The organism is Desulfomonile tiedjei (assembly GCA_016212925.1).
In the GTDB taxonomy this organism is placed as follows: domain Bacteria; phylum Desulfobacterota; class Desulfomonilia; order Desulfomonilales; family Desulfomonilaceae; genus JACRDF01.
On record JACRDF010000010.1, the window covers coordinates 158,481 to 173,909 of the forward strand.

Here is a 15,429-nt window from a genome sequence, read left to right on the forward strand (position 1 = left end):
CGCTTCGGGCCGGACCTTTCTATTGGAGGATAGCCCGCCCAGTTTCACTTCCTCCTTACCGCGGTCCTTTAGGTTTCCATTTCGGAGTTCACTTTCGAAAAGCGCCACAAGGCCTGTTCTCCGGCTGCGCAGGCAGACTTGAGTTGCCCATTCCTGTGTTGGAGCACGATACACGAATCTAGATGTGTTTATTGATAGGGAACAACGAGGGACTTCTTTTAAGCGGGTCCCCAAGCAATTTCCTTACCTGGGCGAAACTTGCAGGGAGCGTATCAGCGGCGGGAGCGGGCGCCGGTCGTCTGCGCCTCGCGCATCTTCGTAGTAGTTCGATAGCCTATCAGCCAGCCCAGGGCGACCACATTGAGGACCAGGCTGCCGAATTCCAGTACCTTGGTCAAGCCTGAATCCATGTATCCCGCGGCTTCCAGCCGCATCACGTGGAAAAGTAGCACCGGCGTGTCAATAATTAGAAAAACGATAGCCCACGTTACGATCCACTTCCTCTCATTCCATAACATCAGGCCCAGTAAGAAAGCCGGTAGAATGGTGACCGCGAAATAAACTATCTCGACCGAGATCAGGCCTGAGTACGGTGGCGGATCCAGGCCGAGCATGTACAGGTAGCATACGTAGAGGAAGCTTTTCAGATAGAACCAGAGACCCGCAAACCACAAAGCCAACGGAAAACCAGGATCAAATCGCCTTGTCGGAAAAAGCTGCCACGATTGATCCTTGTCATTACGGCTACTCATGATTTGTCACCATTATCGCTTTGGATATACAGAGGGAACCGATCGCACAGTTCGATAACCTCCGAGCGGACCTTGCCGATAATGGTTTCGTCGTGGGGATTTGTCAATACTTTGGCTATGAGGAAAGCAACAAGGCGCATTTCTTCCGGTCCCATGTGGCGAGTGGTCACAGCAGGGGTCCCCAGGCGGACCCCGGAAGCCTTTCCCGGGGGCAGAGGGTCAAAGGGAATGGTATTCTTGTTCACCGTTATTCCCGCGTTTTCCAATATATCCTGGGCCTGTGCGCCCGTGATACCGATGTCCGTAAGGTCCACGAGGATAAGGTGGTTGTCCGTGCCGCCCGATATAAGCTTGAAGCCTCGTTCTAACAGCGCGTCGGCCAGGGTTCGGGCGTTGACAACCGTTCGCTCCTGGTACTCTCGAAACTCCTCGGTGTTTGCCTGGGCCAGCGCGACTGCCTTTGCCGCGATTACGTGCATGAGCGGTCCGCCTTGCATTCCCGGAAAGATGCAGGAATCCAGGGCCGCCGCGTATTGCTGGCGGCACATGACCATTCCGCCTCTGGGGCCTCGCAACGTCTTGTGGGTCGTTGTTGTTACGAAGTCGGCATGAGGAATAGGGGAGGGGTGCAACCCGGCTACCACAAGCCCCGCTATATGGGCTATGTCCGCCATGAGCACAGCGCCTACCTCTCGAGCGATTTCACCAAACGCCTGGTAATCAATAATCCTCGGATACGCGCTTGCACCCGCAATAATCATTCTTGGCCGGTGCTTGCGTGCAAGGTCGCGGATCTGGTCATAATCGATTCTGTGGTCGTCCGGCCGTACGGAGTATGGAATTACACGATAGATCTTCCCTGAAAAATTCTTCGGATGACCCATGGAAAGATGGCCGCCATGGGAAAGGTCCATACCGAGGTAAGTGTCGCCCGGATTCATGACCGTGAAATAGACGGCCATGTTGGCCTGGGTCCCTGAATGGGGCTGAACGTTCACATGGTCCGCGCCGAAAAGCTCCAAGGCGCGCTTACGAGCCAATTCCTCCACCACATCCACGTGGAGACATCCGCCGTAGTAACGCCTGCCGGGATAGCCCTCCGCGTACTTGTTGGTAAGGATGCTTCCCTGAGCCTCCATTACGGCAAGCGAGGTAAAATTCTCGGACGCAATCAACTCCAGGCGGTGCTCTTGTCGCTCTCGCTCTTTCCGAATAATTCCGAAGATTTCAGGGTCAGTTTGCTCGAGGGGGGTCATCTTCTTCCTTTGCGACCCGGTCAGCAACCAGGATTCGGGGCTTCCTTGTTTACGAAGTTCCCTCAATGAGATCTATTCTCCTCTGATGTCTGCCGCCGTCAAATGGGGTTTCCAGCCAGGCCTTCAGAATTGCCAGGGCCAGTTCTTTGCCCGTGACGCGGCCTCCAATCACCAGGACGTTGGAATCGTTATGCGCTCGACTCATCCTGGCATGGAATTCGGTAGTGCACAGCGCTGCTCGAATCCCCTGGAAACGGTTCGCTGCCATGGACATGCCAAGGCCTGTGCCGCAGACCAAAATGCCTTTGGACCCCTCGCCTCGCCGAATCCTTGAGCACAAATCCTCGGCGAAGACCGGATAGTCGCAAGAGGTCTCCGAATCACACCCCACATCAACCACGGAGTAGCCCTGTTTTTCCAGGTACTCCTTGAAAAACACCTTCAGGTCGAAGCCGGCATGATCAGATCCGATAAGGACTCTTTCCATTTTCACTATGTCGTTTCAGCGCTAGGCTGGCGTTTTGCCCACCGAATGCAAAGCTGTTCGAGATCGCATATTCCACTTCTCTGCGGGCCGCCTTGTTCGGCGTGTAGTCCAGGTCGCATTCCGGGTCGGGAGTTTCGAGGTTGATCGTAGGCGGAATAACCCCGTTTTTGATCGCCATCACCGAATAAATGGCCTCCACCGCACCAGCAGCGCCTATCAGGTGTCCTGTCATGGATTTGGTGGAACTAATTGCCACTGTCTTTGCAGCGGGTCCCATCAGCCTCTTGATGGCCGAAGTCTCCATCTTGTCGTTAAGCTCGGTGGAAGTTCCGTGAGCATTAATATAACCGATTTCTTCCGGTGTGACGCCTGCGTCTTCCACGGCAAGTTTCATGGCCCTGTAAGCGCCTTCTCCATCCGGATCAGGCATGACAAAATGGTAAGCATCATCCGTAGCGCCGTAACCGACGATCTCGGCCTGAATCACGGCGCCCCTGGCCAGAGCATGCTCGTACGACTCCAAGACCAGCATTCCTGCGCCCTCTGAGATGACGAACCCATTCCTGTCCTTGTCGAATGGTCTGGAAGCCTTTTCCGGGTCATCGTTGCGCGTCGAAAGCGCTCTTAGCGCATTAAAAGCCGAAATAGCCAACGGGGTAACTACTGCTTCGGCGCCGCCTGCCAGCACCAGATCGGCACGGCCCTCTCGAACGAGCCTGTATGCCTCACCAATCGCGGAGGTCCCCGATGTGCACGCGTTGACCAGGCCGAAGTTCGGTCCCTTGAAGCCGTACTTGATCGAGATTATCCCCGGCGCCAAATTGATTACCGACATGGGGATCATCATGGGCGGGACTCTCCGGGGGCCGTCCTTAAGCAACACGTTGTGGCCGTTCTCGATGCTGGCCAGTCCGCCTATGCCGGACCCGATGACCACGCCGCAACGCCAGGGATCGTCCGGTGGGAACTTGATCCCGGAATCCCTGATCGCTTCGCCCGCAGCAACCAGAGCAAAGTGCTGATAACGATCCATTCGCCGCAGCTCTTTGACAGGAATGAACCCTTCCGGATCGAAGTTGTTTCGTACCTCCCCCGCAATGCGGGTGGCGAACCGCTCCGTATCAAAGAGGGTTATGGGGCCTATTCCCGAGCGGCCCGCGGTGACAGCCTCCCAGTTGGCTTTGACACCGCTGCCGAGGCAGGTAACCATTCCCATTCCCGTTACGGCAACTCTGTGCTGCACGGCATCCTCCGACGCAAACTCTGTCCAACAAGACGTCTGTCTATCAAGACGCCTTCCTGTGGTCCTTTATGAAATCGGCCACATCCTGCACCGTTTGGATTTTTTCCACTTCTTCATCGGTGATTTCCAGGCCGAATTCGTCTTCCAGCAGGGCAATCATGTCGTAGATGTCCAGGGACTCAGCCCCAAGGTCTTCCACGATCTTTGAGTTCATCTGGATGTTTTCCTTGTTAACGTCCACCAGTACCTCAGCGATGAGGTCCACGACCTTTTTTTCCAGATCATTCATATTCGGTATCCTCCCGACATAGTCGCGGCAAGCGCCGTCCGACAACTCGTTGGGCGGGTGTCGAACCGGCGCATGCCTGACGAATTACCGTCCGCAATGCTCGCTAATGCTACATATACAGCCCACCGTTAACACGTATCACCTGGCCGGTGATATATTGCGACATTCCCGAACACAAGAACAGGACCGCCGCGGCCACATCTTCCGGCGTTCCGGTTCTGCGAAGAGGAACATGCATGCGAATCGCGGCCAACTGATCTTCCGTCAGTTGCTCGCTGATTCCTCCTCTAATTATCCCAGGGGATACCGAGTTGACAAGTACGTTTCGCGGGGCCAATTCCCTGGCAAGTGCTTTGGTGAATCCTATGAGTCCGGCCTTCGCAGCGGAATAATTCGCCTGGCCTGCGTTTCCTATTTCTCCCGCTGTCGAAGCTATGTTTATGATCCTCCCCTTTCGGTTGCGGATCATGTTCTTGCTTACCGTGCGGCAAAGATGAAAGGCCCCTGCCAGATTCGTGTCAATGACGGCCCTCCAATCTTCTTCCTTCATCCTGCCGATCAACCCGTCGCGAGCAATCCCCGCATTGTTGATCAGGATATCTATGACAGGCCGCTCGGCCAGGATGTTGGCCACGCCCTTATCTACTTCGGTGGGATCGCTTACGTCAAATGGTTCCAGCTTTCCATGCCCGCCTCGGTCCAAGACCATATCGAGTGTTGTGCGAGCCCCATCCGCGTCCGACCTGAAGTTGACGATCACGAACGCTCCGGCTTCGGCAAGGGCAAGGCAGATCGCTCTCCCTATTCCGCGTGACCCGCCGGTCACAAGGGCGGTCCGGCCCTCGATGGAAATCCAGGAATTCGGCCCGGCACTCATGCAGATGCCCCGACAAAAGACCGGATGCTTTGCATGTCTGAAATGTTTACCGATGCAGCGGTCTTGTCGATTCGCTTCAAGAGCCCTGTCAAGACCTTGCCGGGTCCGATTTCTATGAACGTTTCCGCTCCCTTAGATCTCATGAGGCTGACGCAATCTTCCCAAAGCACCGGCCGGACTATCTGGTCCATCAAGAGTTGGTTGACGGCACCACGGGAAACGGGATAGGTCTGGGCGTTCACGTTTGCAACGACCGGAAACATGGGTTCTCTCGGAACGAGAGCCTCCAACTTGGATCTCAAGGCCTGTCTTGCCGGTTCCATCAAGATCGTGTGAAATGCCGAAGAAACCGGAAGCAATACGGCCCTGGTGCGCTTCTCCTGCTTCACCGCTTCCACTGCACGGTTAACGGCCTGAAGATGACCGGAAATCACAACTTGATCCGGTGAGTTGAAGTTGGCCGCGTCCAACACATCATCGCCACGACATTTTTCCACAATGGCTGTTGCTTGTTCCCTGTTGAGCCCCACCAGGGCAGCCATGCCGCACATTCCCGGAGGCTGAGCCTCGTCCATTCCTTTAGCCCTGACATGGATGATCCGGAGCGCTTCATCGAAGGTCAGTACCCCGGCCGCGCAAAGAGCGGAGTATTCCCCGAGAGAATGCCCTGCGGCCACCACCGGAGTCAATAAAAAATGATCTCGGAGCACCTCCAGCAGCGCCATGGAGTGGACGAAGATAGCGGGCTGTGTGTGAACCGTACGGTTCAACTCATCCCCCCGCTTTCCGGCCATAATTTCGCTCAAGGCATAACCCAAGATGTTGTCGGCTCTTTCCAGAATCGACTGAGCCTTGGGGCTTTCCTGCACCAGGTCCAGGGCCATCCCAGGAAACTGAGAGCCCTGGCCGGGGAACATCAGAGCCACTGATTTGTGTTGCGAAACGTCTGCCGGGGCTGTCATGACTGCCGGGTTTACTGCTCTTTCTCGATTGCTGTTCTGCCCTTGTAAAATCCGCAGCTGGGGCAGATCCTGTGGGGCATCATCAACTCCGAACATTGCGGGCACGCGGTTAGATTGACCGAAATGAGTTTCTTATGGGTCCTGCGTTTGTCCCGCCTCGTGCGCGAAACTCGTTTCTTGGGTACGGGCATGGCGTTTCCTTTTTCACAAGTATCTATATCTTTTCAGGCGAACCACTTCGCCACCAAATGTCAACCCGACACGAACCCGAAGTCTCCGATACGGCCTCTTGAGCCAACAAATCCTCTCATCGGGCGAATGGGTTTTAATAGCTCCTGTTATTCCTTACCCATCAGAATGCAGCATTCCGGATGCACTTCTACGACGCCAGCCCTTTCTTCAATTTGGCGAGGGCGTTCCATCTCGGGTCAACCGGAGCTTCCCGAGGGCACGTGCACTCGGGTGATCCTTTCAATGCTCCACATCGCGGGCAAAGCCCGGGGCAGTCCTCTCTGCACAGGGGCTTCATCGGGGCCTCCAAGAGAATCTCCTGAAGGATGATCTCCGCCAGCTCAATCTCCGGGCCGTCAATATAGACTATGTCCTTGTCCGCCTCATCGGATTCACGTTCGCTGACTGATTCAACCCGGTGGCGAAACACCATGTTCAGGTCGATCTGCCTTTCCAGGCTGAAATCAACCAAGCACCTGGAACATTGGAGGTGCATAATCCCTTGAACTGTCCCCAGCAGAAAATAGTCCTTCGCGCTGACCAGTATCTGAAGGTGTCCCTTAACCCTTGGGTCTATGCGAATTCCTTCGGTCGGCGGAATTGACTCCAGGGCGTGGGAGAGGGAGTCCTTTTCCTCCGAAAGTTCCAATTCCAGGCCTTCTTCAGGTATGTCGTCAAATCGGATTTTCATTGATCGAGCCGGTCCTCCCTTCTTCGGGAGTAAACTAAAAGAATATAGCCGTTTAGAAACTCAAGTCAAGAGAAAAGTAAAAGCGTCCATCTCCGTTCAGTTAGCGGGGGGTAGAAGGGATTCTGAGCCCCGAAGGGGCGTACCAATGGTAGTCCCGCGTCCCGCGGGACTACCATTGGTACGCCCCTTCGGGGCATGGGAGCCGCTCCCGCAAGTAAGCGAATGATTACGCCTGCCATACTTTGCAAACCACTTTATATTAATCGCTAAACTGATTGACTTCACAAGATTAAAAATGGTATACTCTTTCCGAACATCCTCCCTCGGAGGCCTTGGCCATGATACAAAAGATCCTATCTGTCGTGCTCCTCGTTTTGCTTGCACTAAGCCTGGTGGCGGGCAACGTTTACGCTCAGGCGATCAATCCGTACGCTCCGACCAACGCTGTCGGGGCCGAGCCTATGACTCCTTACAACTTGTGGGATATCCCGGAGCGCTCCAGAACCGAATATCTTCCGTGCCCCACTTGCGGGCCTCAGAGCGCCCAACTGCCGGACCTTCCACCGGTCTGGAAGCCTTTTCCCGGACCCTTCTGCATACCTGTCCCTCTGCCATAGGTTTGAATTGCGAGGGGCTAGCACCACCAAAGTCTCTTCATAAACGGATCCGAGGTGGGGCGGCCGCTGGTCGCCGCGGCCAATCACCCATCCGTCTTTGACAAAACAGGATCGTGGTCGGTCAACCATTGCAGTATGAGAGGGAAGACCTCACTTGCCGCTCTTAGGCCAACCATGAGATCCACATGTCCGTAATCTTCCTCGCACCCCGAAGCTTTCCCCAGTACCGTACACCTGCTCTCTGCCGAGGATTCCTCCCTCGCGAAGTCCGGAATCAGAGAATCTGGTGGGGCCAACATGTCCTTGGCTCCGCCGATCCTTAAGAGAGGGACCTTCGAGGACGGCAGGTTGGTCAGGTAAGGTTCACCCAGCTCATTAGCGAACTTCTCGGCCTCCACAAATCTGGAGAAATCCAACCATAGCTTGCTGGAGGCAAGTGGTTCTGCTGCCAGCGCGACGGTTTTTCTCGATATCTCAGGCTCAACGTTGGCCGCGTTGAAAAAACCGAGGCCCACCCTTGGGACCAATGGAATGCCCAACCTCGCCACGATTCCCAAAGGCGACAGAGGGATCAGTTGGAGCAGTGGTTTAGCCTTCAGAAGTGATTTTAGGTCGTTGGCCTTCACTTTGGTAAAGTCAGCGGGTGACCCTATAGCAACTGCGGATGCCACCGGAGGATTACCTCCGGCAGCCAGATGAGCCTGGATAAGCATCCCTCCCATGCTGTGGCCCACCCAATGCAAGGAAGGGCTCCCGGTTTTCTCCAGCACAAAATCGACTATCGCTGGAACGTCCTCGCGCAGGTGATCTTCAAAGCCCCAGGCATACGGAACATCCGAGTAGCCCAGCCCCGGGCGGGCACTCATCCCCGATCCTCTCAGCTCCGGTACCCATACATCCCAGCCGCTTTTGCTTAGGTATCTGGCAAGACCGGGCCCGGAGGGAAGGTCGAAGGAGTAGCGGTTGGAACTCAATCCGTGGCAAAGAACCACCGGGTGCCCAATGGTTGGTTTGTCGGCGCGGTATCGGTGAATAGCCAGGGGCCAGCCGTCTTTGGTCCGAATGAAATGAGTTTCGTCCTGCGACGTGGGAGACGCGTAGTACCAGTTCCAAAAATAGGAAACCACAATCACCACAATGCCTGCCGCCACCAAAGTGAAAAAGACCTTCAGAATCGTATCAACCATCATCCCCTCCAAATGGGATCATTGCATGGTGTTCAGATCATCCTCCACATCCAGGTTGCAACCAGGCCTCCGAGGATGGCCCAAACGATCGGGTAAAACCCCTGTTGAACCCGCTCCCACCAGTGGTTTCCGTTTAACAAGCCTGCGTAATCGATCATCCGATACGGGATTTGTACACAGGCAAAGAAGAAAAGGACAGGCCCCATGGGATTCATGTGAAAGGCCCGCACAAATTCCCCATGAGCCACAGCCACGAAGCTCCTTGTAAGTCCGCATCCGGGGCAAGTGACACCGAGAAACCTAGTGCTCCAGCATATAGGCGGCAAAGACACCGATGCTCCCATCATTGGAATACGAAGGCCGACGCTTCCATCAGAGGACAGATCCAGGACAAAGGAGCTTAAGACCACAGCGGCACAAATAAGCAGGACCCACAAATGTTCGGATCGGTCTTCGGCATGATTACTCGTGGCCATGATGACAGCATATTGGGTTGACCAAGGTTGTCAAGTCTCCTCGTCTTTTTCCCCGGCAAGGAAAACCCATGCTAAGCCCGTTAAAACAGGCAGATATTTTATTATAATTCTTGACAATATTCCCATCCTCTGCTAATTCCTCCCAAATCAGCGGGTCCCGTGAACAAGCGTCGACCCGGACACGAGGAGGGCTTCAATGGGACCCTTTTTCAGGGACCGGTTCCATCAGACGCTGATGGCATTCCTGACCCTGATTTTGACCATTACATGCACATCTTCAGTCAATGCAGATGACTGTCGAAGAGTTTCGAATATCCTTGTCCTGTTCGACGCCTCGGGGTACATGCGGGAAAAGGGGCGCTACACTTTTTTTCTGCAGCAGATGGGTTTTTTCTCACAGGCCATGCCGCTGACCGCGGACGGTTTCTTTAACGTGGGGATTCGCCACTACGGTCTCAAGGTAGGCATGGGCTGCGACAACACGGAAAGCATTCTGGCCATAAGACCTTGGGACCCCGAAAGATTCCTTAATTCGTTCCCCAAAACCATTTCTTACGGATTCAGCTCTTTATCCGCAGGATTGAGGGCCGCTGCCGAAGAGGCGTCAGCCGCACAGGGGAAAAGCATCATAGTCTTGATAGGGGGCGGAATCGAATCCTGCAAGGCTGATCCCGTCAAAACCGCCGAGCAAATAGCGGTGAACAACCCTGAATTGGAAATCCATACCTTTCAGATCGGCAACGACCCTGAAGGAAGGTTTTACCTTTCCGGCATCGCTCAGAAAGGCCGAGGCAGTTTCAATCAGGCCGACTCATTTCAGTCGGCAGCGCCCTGGTATGCGTGGATGAAGAGGAATCTGGTGGTCCCATGCGCGCCCACGACGCCGACCCCCGCTCGTCCTCCGACGACTCAGGCAATTGCCCCGGTCACCTTTGATTACAAGAGCTTCTCGGTCAAATCTCAGGACCCTCAAGCGGACGCACAAAATAGCGCGAGCCTGGGGGCAGTCGTGCGGACGCTCCAGCAAGATCCCACACTTCGAGTCGTGCTTCATGGTTATTCGGATGGGAAGGGCAGCCCTGAATATAATTTGAAGCTCTCTCAACAGAGAGCGGAAGCCGTAGCCCGTTATCTGATGAAGACCCATAAGATCCCGGCATCCCGGATCAGCGTAAACGCCCATGGCATGTCACAGCTGCCGGGCGCGACCATGATAGATGACAGGACGGCCCGCCGGGTGGAGTTCGAATTCGTGCGCTAATATGTGACTTTCGGCGGCATAAAGACCATCGGCCTACCGGTTGGACGGTTTTGCCTTCGAGGCGTTCAATTCACATCCTCTTGATAAGATAGTCAGAATGCGCCCAGGAGAGTTGCGGGGCGGAGCTTCCATCAAACCGGCTACTCCTGAAGCCGCTCTTCTTTCAATTACAATCGGTAAATCAGTTTGGTTTTGGGTTGTGAGTATTGCCTTTCCAAATTCCTCGAACAGATCTATTATATTAAAAATGTATCCATTAGGTTACCAGCGGCGAAAAGCTGTCATTGCGAGCGCAGCGAAGCAATCTCAGTGCTCAAAGGCAGAGATTGCTTCGTCGTTTCACTCCTCGCAATGTCAGAGAACGGCAAAATCCCCCGCGTAACTGAATGATTACATTAAGATTCGGTATGAACTTGCCACGACACACAAGACGGGAGACTGTATATAGCTTTTTTCGGGCCGCGCCGTGGGTAGCGATCATGGTGCTATTGGTCTTGCCGCGGGTAGCTCTGGGCGGTGAGCTTGAGGATGCCCAGGCTGCCAAGCTGCTCGGCACCGGACAAGCTCTCGCGGAAAAGACGCAGTATCTGGAAGCTCTTGATTTACTGCAAGAGGCGCGGGACATCCTCGAAGGGCCGGGATCGAAGAATCCCGGAATCCTCGGCGATGTGCTCTTCGCCCTGGCACAGACGAAGATCAAGGCACGTTTGCACCAGAGCTTTCCGGCACACTATGTGAAAACGGCACTAGAAGACGTCCAGGCCGCGAACAGACTTAGAGAGAAACTTCCCGGCATACTTCCGCAGAAGCTTGCCGAAGGATACTACCTGGAAGGATTCATACACAAAAAGTTCTTTATGCGCAGGAACAAAGCCTTGGCCTGCTTTCTCAAGGCAGTCAACATCGACCCCGGGGCTACCGCCGCGAAGAGAGAGTTGAGCGAGCTAATTACCAGCGAGGAACAGAAGCAGGACTGAGAGCTTTGGGGCTGCGCGGTCATGACAGGCGGCCTGCACAAAGAGGATCACAACAAAGGGCCTGATTATGAAAAAAGCCAAGGAACAGGAAGAGCCATCCGGGCACTTTGACGAGCAACTCGAGAACCTCAGGTCCATTGTGGAAAAAATGGAACACGGAGGGCTAAGCCTGGACGAAAACTTGAAGTTGTTCGAAGAAGGAATCGCCATTTCCCGGCGCTTGTTTGACATGCTCAATCGTGCCGAGGGCAAAGTGGAAGAGCTTTTGTCTACCATGGAGCGAGTCCCGTTCAGCAGGGGAGAGGACTAGGTGTGCAGCAGGTGAACCTGGAGGAATTTCTGTCCCTGAATCGTCGACTGGTGGACAACGCTCTTGACGACATGCTTCCCAAAGAGGATAATGGCCCGGTTATCTTGCACCGGGCGATGAGGTACAGCGTTTTTGCAGGTGGCAAGAGGATCAGACCCATACTGGCCATGGCTGCGGCCGACGTTGTAGGGGGCGAGTCTGAAACCGTCTTGCCTTTGGCGGTTTCCTTGGAATGCATCCACACTTATTCCCTCATCCATGATGATCTCCCGGCCATGGACAATGACGATTTACGTCGCGGGAAGCCTACCGCCCACAAAGTTTTCGGAGAGGCGGTGGCCATTCTAGCCGGCGACGCGCTATTGACCTTTGCCTTTGAAGTCCTTTGCTCTCCCGGACTGGCTCGAGTGCATCCTCCGGACAGGCTTATGGCCGTCGTCGGGGAGTTGGCATCGGCCGCGGGCCCTGCAAGCCTCATTGCCGGCCAGGTGATGGACATCATCAGCGAAGGCCAACCCGTTGACGCGCGGACGGTCGAGCAAATTGTGAGAGACAAAACAGCGGCGCTTATCCGGGCATCGCTGAGGTGCGGAGCCAGGCTGGCGGGCGGCAGCCCGGAGGAGATCCAAATTCTCGGCCGGTTCGGCGATCATATAGGCAAGGCCTTCCAAATAAGAGACGACCTGCTGGACCTGGAGGGCGACCCGGAAAAGCTTGGAAAAGCCGTGAAAAAAGACGAACAGCGAGGCAAGGCCACCTACCCGATGCTTCTGGGACCGGACGGAGCGCGAGACCTTATGAGAGATCTCATTGCTTCAGCCTTGGAGGTAATTCAACCCCTGGGGCGGAAGGCCGATATCCTGACCGGTTTGGCAGAATACCTCGGCCGTCGAGCGAGTTGACTGTTGGGAGCCAGATGAACACTCAAGGCACGGACAACAATTCCATTTTGGAACAAATACAATCGCCGGAAAACGTTAGGGACTTGCCTCTCGAATCTCTGAAGGTGTTGGCCGAAGAAGTGCGAGAGTTGATTATTCGCACGGTTGCTGAACGTGGCGGCCATCTTGCATCGAGCCTTGGAGTGGTTGAGCTGACAGTGGCCATGTTAAAGGTTTTTTCGCCTCCGAAAGACCGTATAGTGTTCGATGTGGGGCACCAGGCCTACGCTTACAAGATCCTCACCGGACGGAAAGACCTTTTCCACACCCTGCGGACGCGCGGAGGAATAGCGGGTTTTCCGAAGAGGAGAGAAAGCGAATGCGACTTTTTTGACGTGGGCCACGCGGGCAACGCGATCAGTGTGGCCGCGGGTCTGGCTCAGGCCCGATGCTTCAGCGGCCTGGACCACAAGGTGATTGCGGTGGTGGGCGATGGTTCGCTCACCTGCGGCGTTTCGTATGAAGGACTCAATCAGGCAGGCGCTGCTGAGAAAGATCTGATCATAATTCTCAATGACAACGAAATGTCCATCTCGCCCAACGTGGGGGCGATGGCTGCGTATCTCAACCGCATAATGACAGGCCAATTGGTCACTCGCTTCAGGGCGGAAGTGAAAAACATCCTCAAGAACATCCCCGGCGTGATGGGGCGTTCCATGTACGGGTTGGCCAAACAGTTCGAGGATGCCTTGAAGGGCTTTGTGACGCCGGGGCGCCTTTTCGAAGACTTGGGGTTTAATTACGTCGGCCCGATAGACGGCCACCAAATAAAGCATCTCGTGGAAACGTTCAACAATGTGAAGCGATTCCGGGAGCCCATGCTGATCCACACGATAACCTGCAAAGGCAAGGGTTATTGCGAAGCGGAAGAAAACCCGAGCCGCTTTCACGGCGTGGGGCCTTTTGAAATAGCTACAGGAGAAGTTATAAAGTCCGAAGGGCCGCCATCCTACACGGATGTGTTCGGCTGGACCATGATCAAGATGGCTGCCAAGGACCCGAAAATCGTCGCGATTACCGCGGCCATGGAATACGGTACGGGACTGGCCGAATTCGCCCGCCTGTTTCCCAGCCGCTTCTTTGATGTTGGTATTGCCGAGCAGCACGGCGTGGTTTTTGCCGCGGGTTTGGCCAAAGAGGGCTATCGCCCGATCGTGGCGATTTACTCGACGTTCCTGCAAAGGGGTTACGATCACCTCCTCCACGACGTATGTATGCAGGAGTTTCCTGTGGTGTTCGCGTTGGACCGAGCCGGACTGGTGGGGGAAGACGGCCCCACGCACCACGGGGCTTTTGATATCTGCTTTGCCAGGCATATCCCTAACATCACAATTATGGCGCCCGCTAACGAAGACGAACTCGCTGACATGATTTGCACCGCCGTAACTCTCAACGGCCCGTGCGCTGTGCGCTATCCAAGGTCCGAAGGGTTGGGCGTCCCGATAAAGAAAGAACCCGAGCCACTTCCCGTGGGCAAGGCCCAAATGCTCACGGAAGGTGATGATTTGCTCATAATAGCCGCGGGTTCCATGGTGGCTCCCTCTGTTGAGGCCTCCGCCATACTTGCCTCGGAAAATATCTCCGTGGCGGTCATGAACGCACGCTTCCTCAAGCCTCTCGACCGGGACCTGATCCTGGAGAAAGCTGCTATAGCCGGGAAGGTCCTGACCGTTGAAGAAGGGATGCTGACAGGTGGCTTCGGCAGCTCCATTCTGGAACTGCTCGCGGACGAAGGTCTCGGGGATATCAAGACATCCCGACTGGGAATACCCGACACTTTTGTAGAACACGGCACCAGATCGGAACTGCTGGCTGATTTCGGCCTGAATGCCGAAGGAATCGCTGCACGAGCACGCGCCATGCTGGAAGGCCTCACCGAAGCCAAACTACGCAGCCTTTCGTTCGGGAGCGGAAGGCCTCGTTGATTTGCCCCAATCCCGAACACCTGCGACGGAGCTGAACTTTCACGCGGCCTCGCGGTCAGAACAGCTCAGATAAGCTTCGAGCGCCTCAAATATCGACTCCAGCCGAACTAAGGTCGTCTATAGGGCGAGGAATTTGTGGGGAGAGTTTTTTAAGAACCATTATCTTAATAAACCCAACTAGCTCCGCCATTTTGTTGAATTGAAATAGGGAGGCGGTCTTTCTTTTGGGCAGGAAGTCTATTGACAAACCTACGCCACTGACGCACATTGAGCATACGAAGGTCTTCATTGAAGTGCCTGTCTTTACAGAGGATGCGCGAAAGAACCTTCGAGAAGATGAACTCAGAGCCATTCAATATGTCTTAACGGTCAACCCCAAAGCGGGCACTTTGATTCCGGGATGTAAGGGGCTTTGGAAACTAAGATGGGGAGCGAAGGGACGAGGAAAGACCGGCGGAATAAGGATCATATATTATTGGGCAGCAAAACATGATCAAATCCTGTTTCTTTACCTCTTCCCCAAAAACGAGACTGAGGATCTGACAACGAAACAATATAAGATTTTGAGGGAGTATGTCAGGAGAGAATACAATGAATGAGCAAGGTTTCAATAGACTGATGGAAGGAGTGAAACAAGGCGCTGAATATCTGAAGGGGCTCCGCAAACCCTCCCGCATAGATAAAGTGGCCGTTCGGATTCCCGACGTAAGAAATATTCGAGAAAAATTAAAAGTAACTCAGGCTGAATTTGCTGAAATGTTAGGCATAAGCGTAAGGACGCTTCAGAATTGGGAACAAAAGCGCCGCGTGCCTGATGGACCTGCACGAATCTTGATAGAATTGGCAGCGACTTACCCAAATCATGTTCGGAAAGTTTCTCGAAGAGTCGTGGAACGAGGAGCCGAGGAAAAGAGAGCCGGGGCGGGCTATTGACGAATCAGGCGCCG

Annotated in this window: 19 protein-coding genes; 8 read left to right on the plus strand and 11 right to left on the minus strand. The window is 54.6% G+C overall.

The genetic code is table 11. From position 1 onward, the window contains the following. Window positions 1-272 precede the first annotated feature (272 nt). The 9 genes from HY913_04805 to HY913_04845 all read right to left on the minus strand — a co-directional run bounded on the left by HY913_04805 (window position 273) and on the right by HY913_04845 (window position 6,788). Entirely contained in the window at window positions 273-752 is a 480-nt protein-coding gene (locus HY913_04805) for a hypothetical protein (protein MBI4962576.1), read from the minus strand. Further along, window positions 749-2,008 carry a serine hydroxymethyltransferase gene (locus tag HY913_04810; protein MBI4962577.1) on the minus strand — a complete coding sequence of 420 codons (1,260 nt, stop codon included), beginning with the start codon at window positions 2,006-2,008 and terminating at the stop codon, window positions 749-751. Before HY913_04810 ends, HY913_04805 begins: the two co-directional genes overlap by 4 nt. A 49-nt stretch (window positions 2,009-2,057) precedes the next feature. Beyond that, window positions 2,058-2,495 carry a ribose 5-phosphate isomerase B gene (gene rpiB / locus HY913_04815; protein MBI4962578.1) on the minus strand — a complete coding sequence of 146 codons (438 nt, stop codon included), beginning with the start codon at window positions 2,493-2,495 and terminating at the stop codon, window positions 2,058-2,060. Then, a complete protein-coding gene (gene fabF, locus HY913_04820; protein ID MBI4962579.1) occupies window positions 2,470-3,738 on the minus strand; it encodes a beta-ketoacyl-ACP synthase II in 1,269 nt (422 codons plus the stop codon). Before fabF ends, rpiB begins: the two co-directional genes overlap by 26 nt. Window positions 3,739-3,781: 43 nt before the next feature. Beyond that, entirely contained in the window at window positions 3,782-4,027 is a 246-nt protein-coding gene (gene acpP, locus HY913_04825; GenBank protein MBI4962580.1) for an acyl carrier protein, read from the minus strand. A gap of 109 nt (window positions 4,028-4,136) precedes the next feature. Then, window positions 4,137-4,904 (minus strand): 3-oxoacyl-ACP reductase FabG, encoded by a 768-nt coding sequence (fabG, locus tag HY913_04830; protein MBI4962581.1) that lies wholly within the window; start codon window positions 4,902-4,904, stop codon window positions 4,137-4,139. Then, a complete protein-coding gene (gene fabD / locus HY913_04835; GenBank protein ID MBI4962582.1) occupies window positions 4,901-5,866 on the minus strand; it encodes an ACP S-malonyltransferase in 966 nt (321 codons plus the stop codon). Before fabD ends, fabG begins: the two co-directional genes overlap by 4 nt. 11 nt (window positions 5,867-5,877) lie before the next feature. After that, window positions 5,878-6,057, minus strand: a complete 180-nt coding sequence (gene rpmF, locus HY913_04840) for a 50S ribosomal protein L32 (protein MBI4962583.1) — start codon at window positions 6,055-6,057, stop codon at window positions 5,878-5,880. A gap of 188 nt (window positions 6,058-6,245) precedes the next feature. Further along, complete coding sequence (locus tag HY913_04845; GenBank protein ID MBI4962584.1) at window positions 6,246-6,788, minus strand: DUF177 domain-containing protein; 543 nt, start codon at window positions 6,786-6,788, stop codon at window positions 6,246-6,248. A gap of 338 nt (window positions 6,789-7,126) precedes the next feature. On the opposite strand from HY913_04845, the gene HY913_04850 reads away from it, so the two are divergent. Further along, window positions 7,127-7,405 (plus strand): hypothetical protein, encoded by a 279-nt coding sequence (locus HY913_04850; GenBank protein ID MBI4962585.1) that lies wholly within the window; start codon window positions 7,127-7,129, stop codon window positions 7,403-7,405. A gap of 83 nt (window positions 7,406-7,488) precedes the next feature. Here the strand turns inward: HY913_04850 and HY913_04855 are convergent, their stop codons facing one another. Together HY913_04855 and HY913_04860 are read right to left on the minus strand one after the other, a co-directional pair. Continuing rightward, entirely contained in the window at window positions 7,489-8,592 is a 1,104-nt protein-coding gene (locus HY913_04855) for an alpha/beta hydrolase (protein ID MBI4962586.1), read from the minus strand. A 32-nt stretch (window positions 8,593-8,624) separates the two neighbouring features. Further along, entirely contained in the window at window positions 8,625-9,068 is a 444-nt protein-coding gene (locus HY913_04860) for a DUF2752 domain-containing protein (GenBank protein MBI4962587.1), read from the minus strand. Window positions 9,069-9,264: 196 nt separating this feature from the next. On the opposite strand from HY913_04860, the gene HY913_04865 reads away from it, so the two are divergent. The 7 genes from HY913_04865 to HY913_04895 all read left to right on the plus strand — a co-directional run bounded on the left by HY913_04865 (window position 9,265) and on the right by HY913_04895 (window position 15,415). Next, on the plus strand, window positions 9,265-10,329 hold the full coding sequence (locus HY913_04865; GenBank protein ID MBI4962588.1) for an OmpA family protein: 1,065 nt from the start codon (window positions 9,265-9,267) through the stop codon (window positions 10,327-10,329). Window positions 10,330-10,808: 479 nt separating this feature from the next. After that, window positions 10,809-11,306 carry a hypothetical protein gene (locus HY913_04870; protein MBI4962589.1) on the plus strand — a complete coding sequence of 166 codons (498 nt, stop codon included), beginning with the start codon at window positions 10,809-10,811 and terminating at the stop codon, window positions 11,304-11,306. A gap of 67 nt (window positions 11,307-11,373) precedes the next feature. Then, window positions 11,374-11,616: an exodeoxyribonuclease VII small subunit gene (xseB, locus tag HY913_04875; protein ID MBI4962590.1), complete on the plus strand. Its 243-nt coding sequence runs from the start codon at window positions 11,374-11,376 to the stop codon at window positions 11,614-11,616. Between the two features lie 71 nt (window positions 11,617-11,687). Next, complete coding sequence (locus tag HY913_04880) at window positions 11,688-12,518, plus strand: polyprenyl synthetase family protein (protein ID MBI4962591.1); 831 nt, start codon at window positions 11,688-11,690, stop codon at window positions 12,516-12,518. Between the two features lie 14 nt (window positions 12,519-12,532). Beyond that, window positions 12,533-14,482 carry a 1-deoxy-D-xylulose-5-phosphate synthase gene (locus HY913_04885; protein ID MBI4962592.1) on the plus strand — a complete coding sequence of 650 codons (1,950 nt, stop codon included), beginning with the start codon at window positions 12,533-12,535 and terminating at the stop codon, window positions 14,480-14,482. 266 nt (window positions 14,483-14,748) lie between these two features. Continuing rightward, window positions 14,749-15,081 carry a type II toxin-antitoxin system RelE/ParE family toxin gene (locus HY913_04890; GenBank protein ID MBI4962593.1) on the plus strand — a complete coding sequence of 111 codons (333 nt, stop codon included), beginning with the start codon at window positions 14,749-14,751 and terminating at the stop codon, window positions 15,079-15,081. Between the two features lie 19 nt (window positions 15,082-15,100). Then, window positions 15,101-15,415, plus strand: a complete 315-nt coding sequence (locus HY913_04895; GenBank protein ID MBI4962594.1) for a helix-turn-helix domain-containing protein — start codon at window positions 15,101-15,103, stop codon at window positions 15,413-15,415. The last annotated feature ends 14 nt before the right edge of the window (window positions 15,416-15,429 follow it).

Coding starts and splice junctions, on each gene's coding strand:
- HY913_04805 (MBI4962576.1), bottom strand. CDS start 752: ATGAGTAGCCGTAATGACAAGGATCAATCGTGGCAGCTTTTTCCGACA.
- HY913_04810 (MBI4962577.1), bottom strand. CDS start 2,008: ATGACCCCCCTCGAGCAAACTGACCCTGAAATCTTCGGAATTATTCGG.
- rpiB (MBI4962578.1), bottom strand. CDS start 2,495: ATGGAAAGAGTCCTTATCGGATCTGATCATGCCGGCTTCGACCTGAAG.
- acpP (MBI4962580.1), bottom strand. CDS start 4,027: ATGAATGATCTGGAAAAAAAGGTCGTGGACCTCATCGCTGAGGTACTG.
- fabG (MBI4962581.1), bottom strand. CDS start 4,904: ATGAGTGCCGGGCCGAATTCCTGGATTTCCATCGAGGGCCGGACCGCC.
- fabD (MBI4962582.1), bottom strand. CDS start 5,866: ATGACAGCCCCGGCAGACGTTTCGCAACACAAATCAGTGGCTCTGATG.
- rpmF (MBI4962583.1), bottom strand. CDS start 6,057: ATGCCCGTACCCAAGAAACGAGTTTCGCGCACGAGGCGGGACAAACGC.
- HY913_04845 (MBI4962584.1), bottom strand. CDS start 6,788: ATGAAAATCCGATTTGACGACATACCTGAAGAAGGCCTGGAATTGGAA.
- HY913_04850 (MBI4962585.1), top strand. CDS start 7,127: ATGATACAAAAGATCCTATCTGTCGTGCTCCTCGTTTTGCTTGCACTA.
- HY913_04855 (MBI4962586.1), bottom strand. CDS start 8,592: ATGGTTGATACGATTCTGAAGGTCTTTTTCACTTTGGTGGCGGCAGGC.
- HY913_04860 (MBI4962587.1), bottom strand. CDS start 9,068: ATGGCCACGAGTAATCATGCCGAAGACCGATCCGAACATTTGTGGGTC.
- HY913_04865 (MBI4962588.1), top strand. CDS start 9,265: ATGGGACCCTTTTTCAGGGACCGGTTCCATCAGACGCTGATGGCATTC.
- HY913_04870 (MBI4962589.1), top strand. CDS start 10,809: ATGGTGCTATTGGTCTTGCCGCGGGTAGCTCTGGGCGGTGAGCTTGAG.
- xseB (MBI4962590.1), top strand. CDS start 11,374: ATGAAAAAAGCCAAGGAACAGGAAGAGCCATCCGGGCACTTTGACGAG.
- HY913_04880 (MBI4962591.1), top strand. CDS start 11,688: ATGCTTCCCAAAGAGGATAATGGCCCGGTTATCTTGCACCGGGCGATG.
- HY913_04885 (MBI4962592.1), top strand. CDS start 12,533: ATGAACACTCAAGGCACGGACAACAATTCCATTTTGGAACAAATACAA.
- HY913_04895 (MBI4962594.1), top strand. CDS start 15,101: ATGGAAGGAGTGAAACAAGGCGCTGAATATCTGAAGGGGCTCCGCAAA.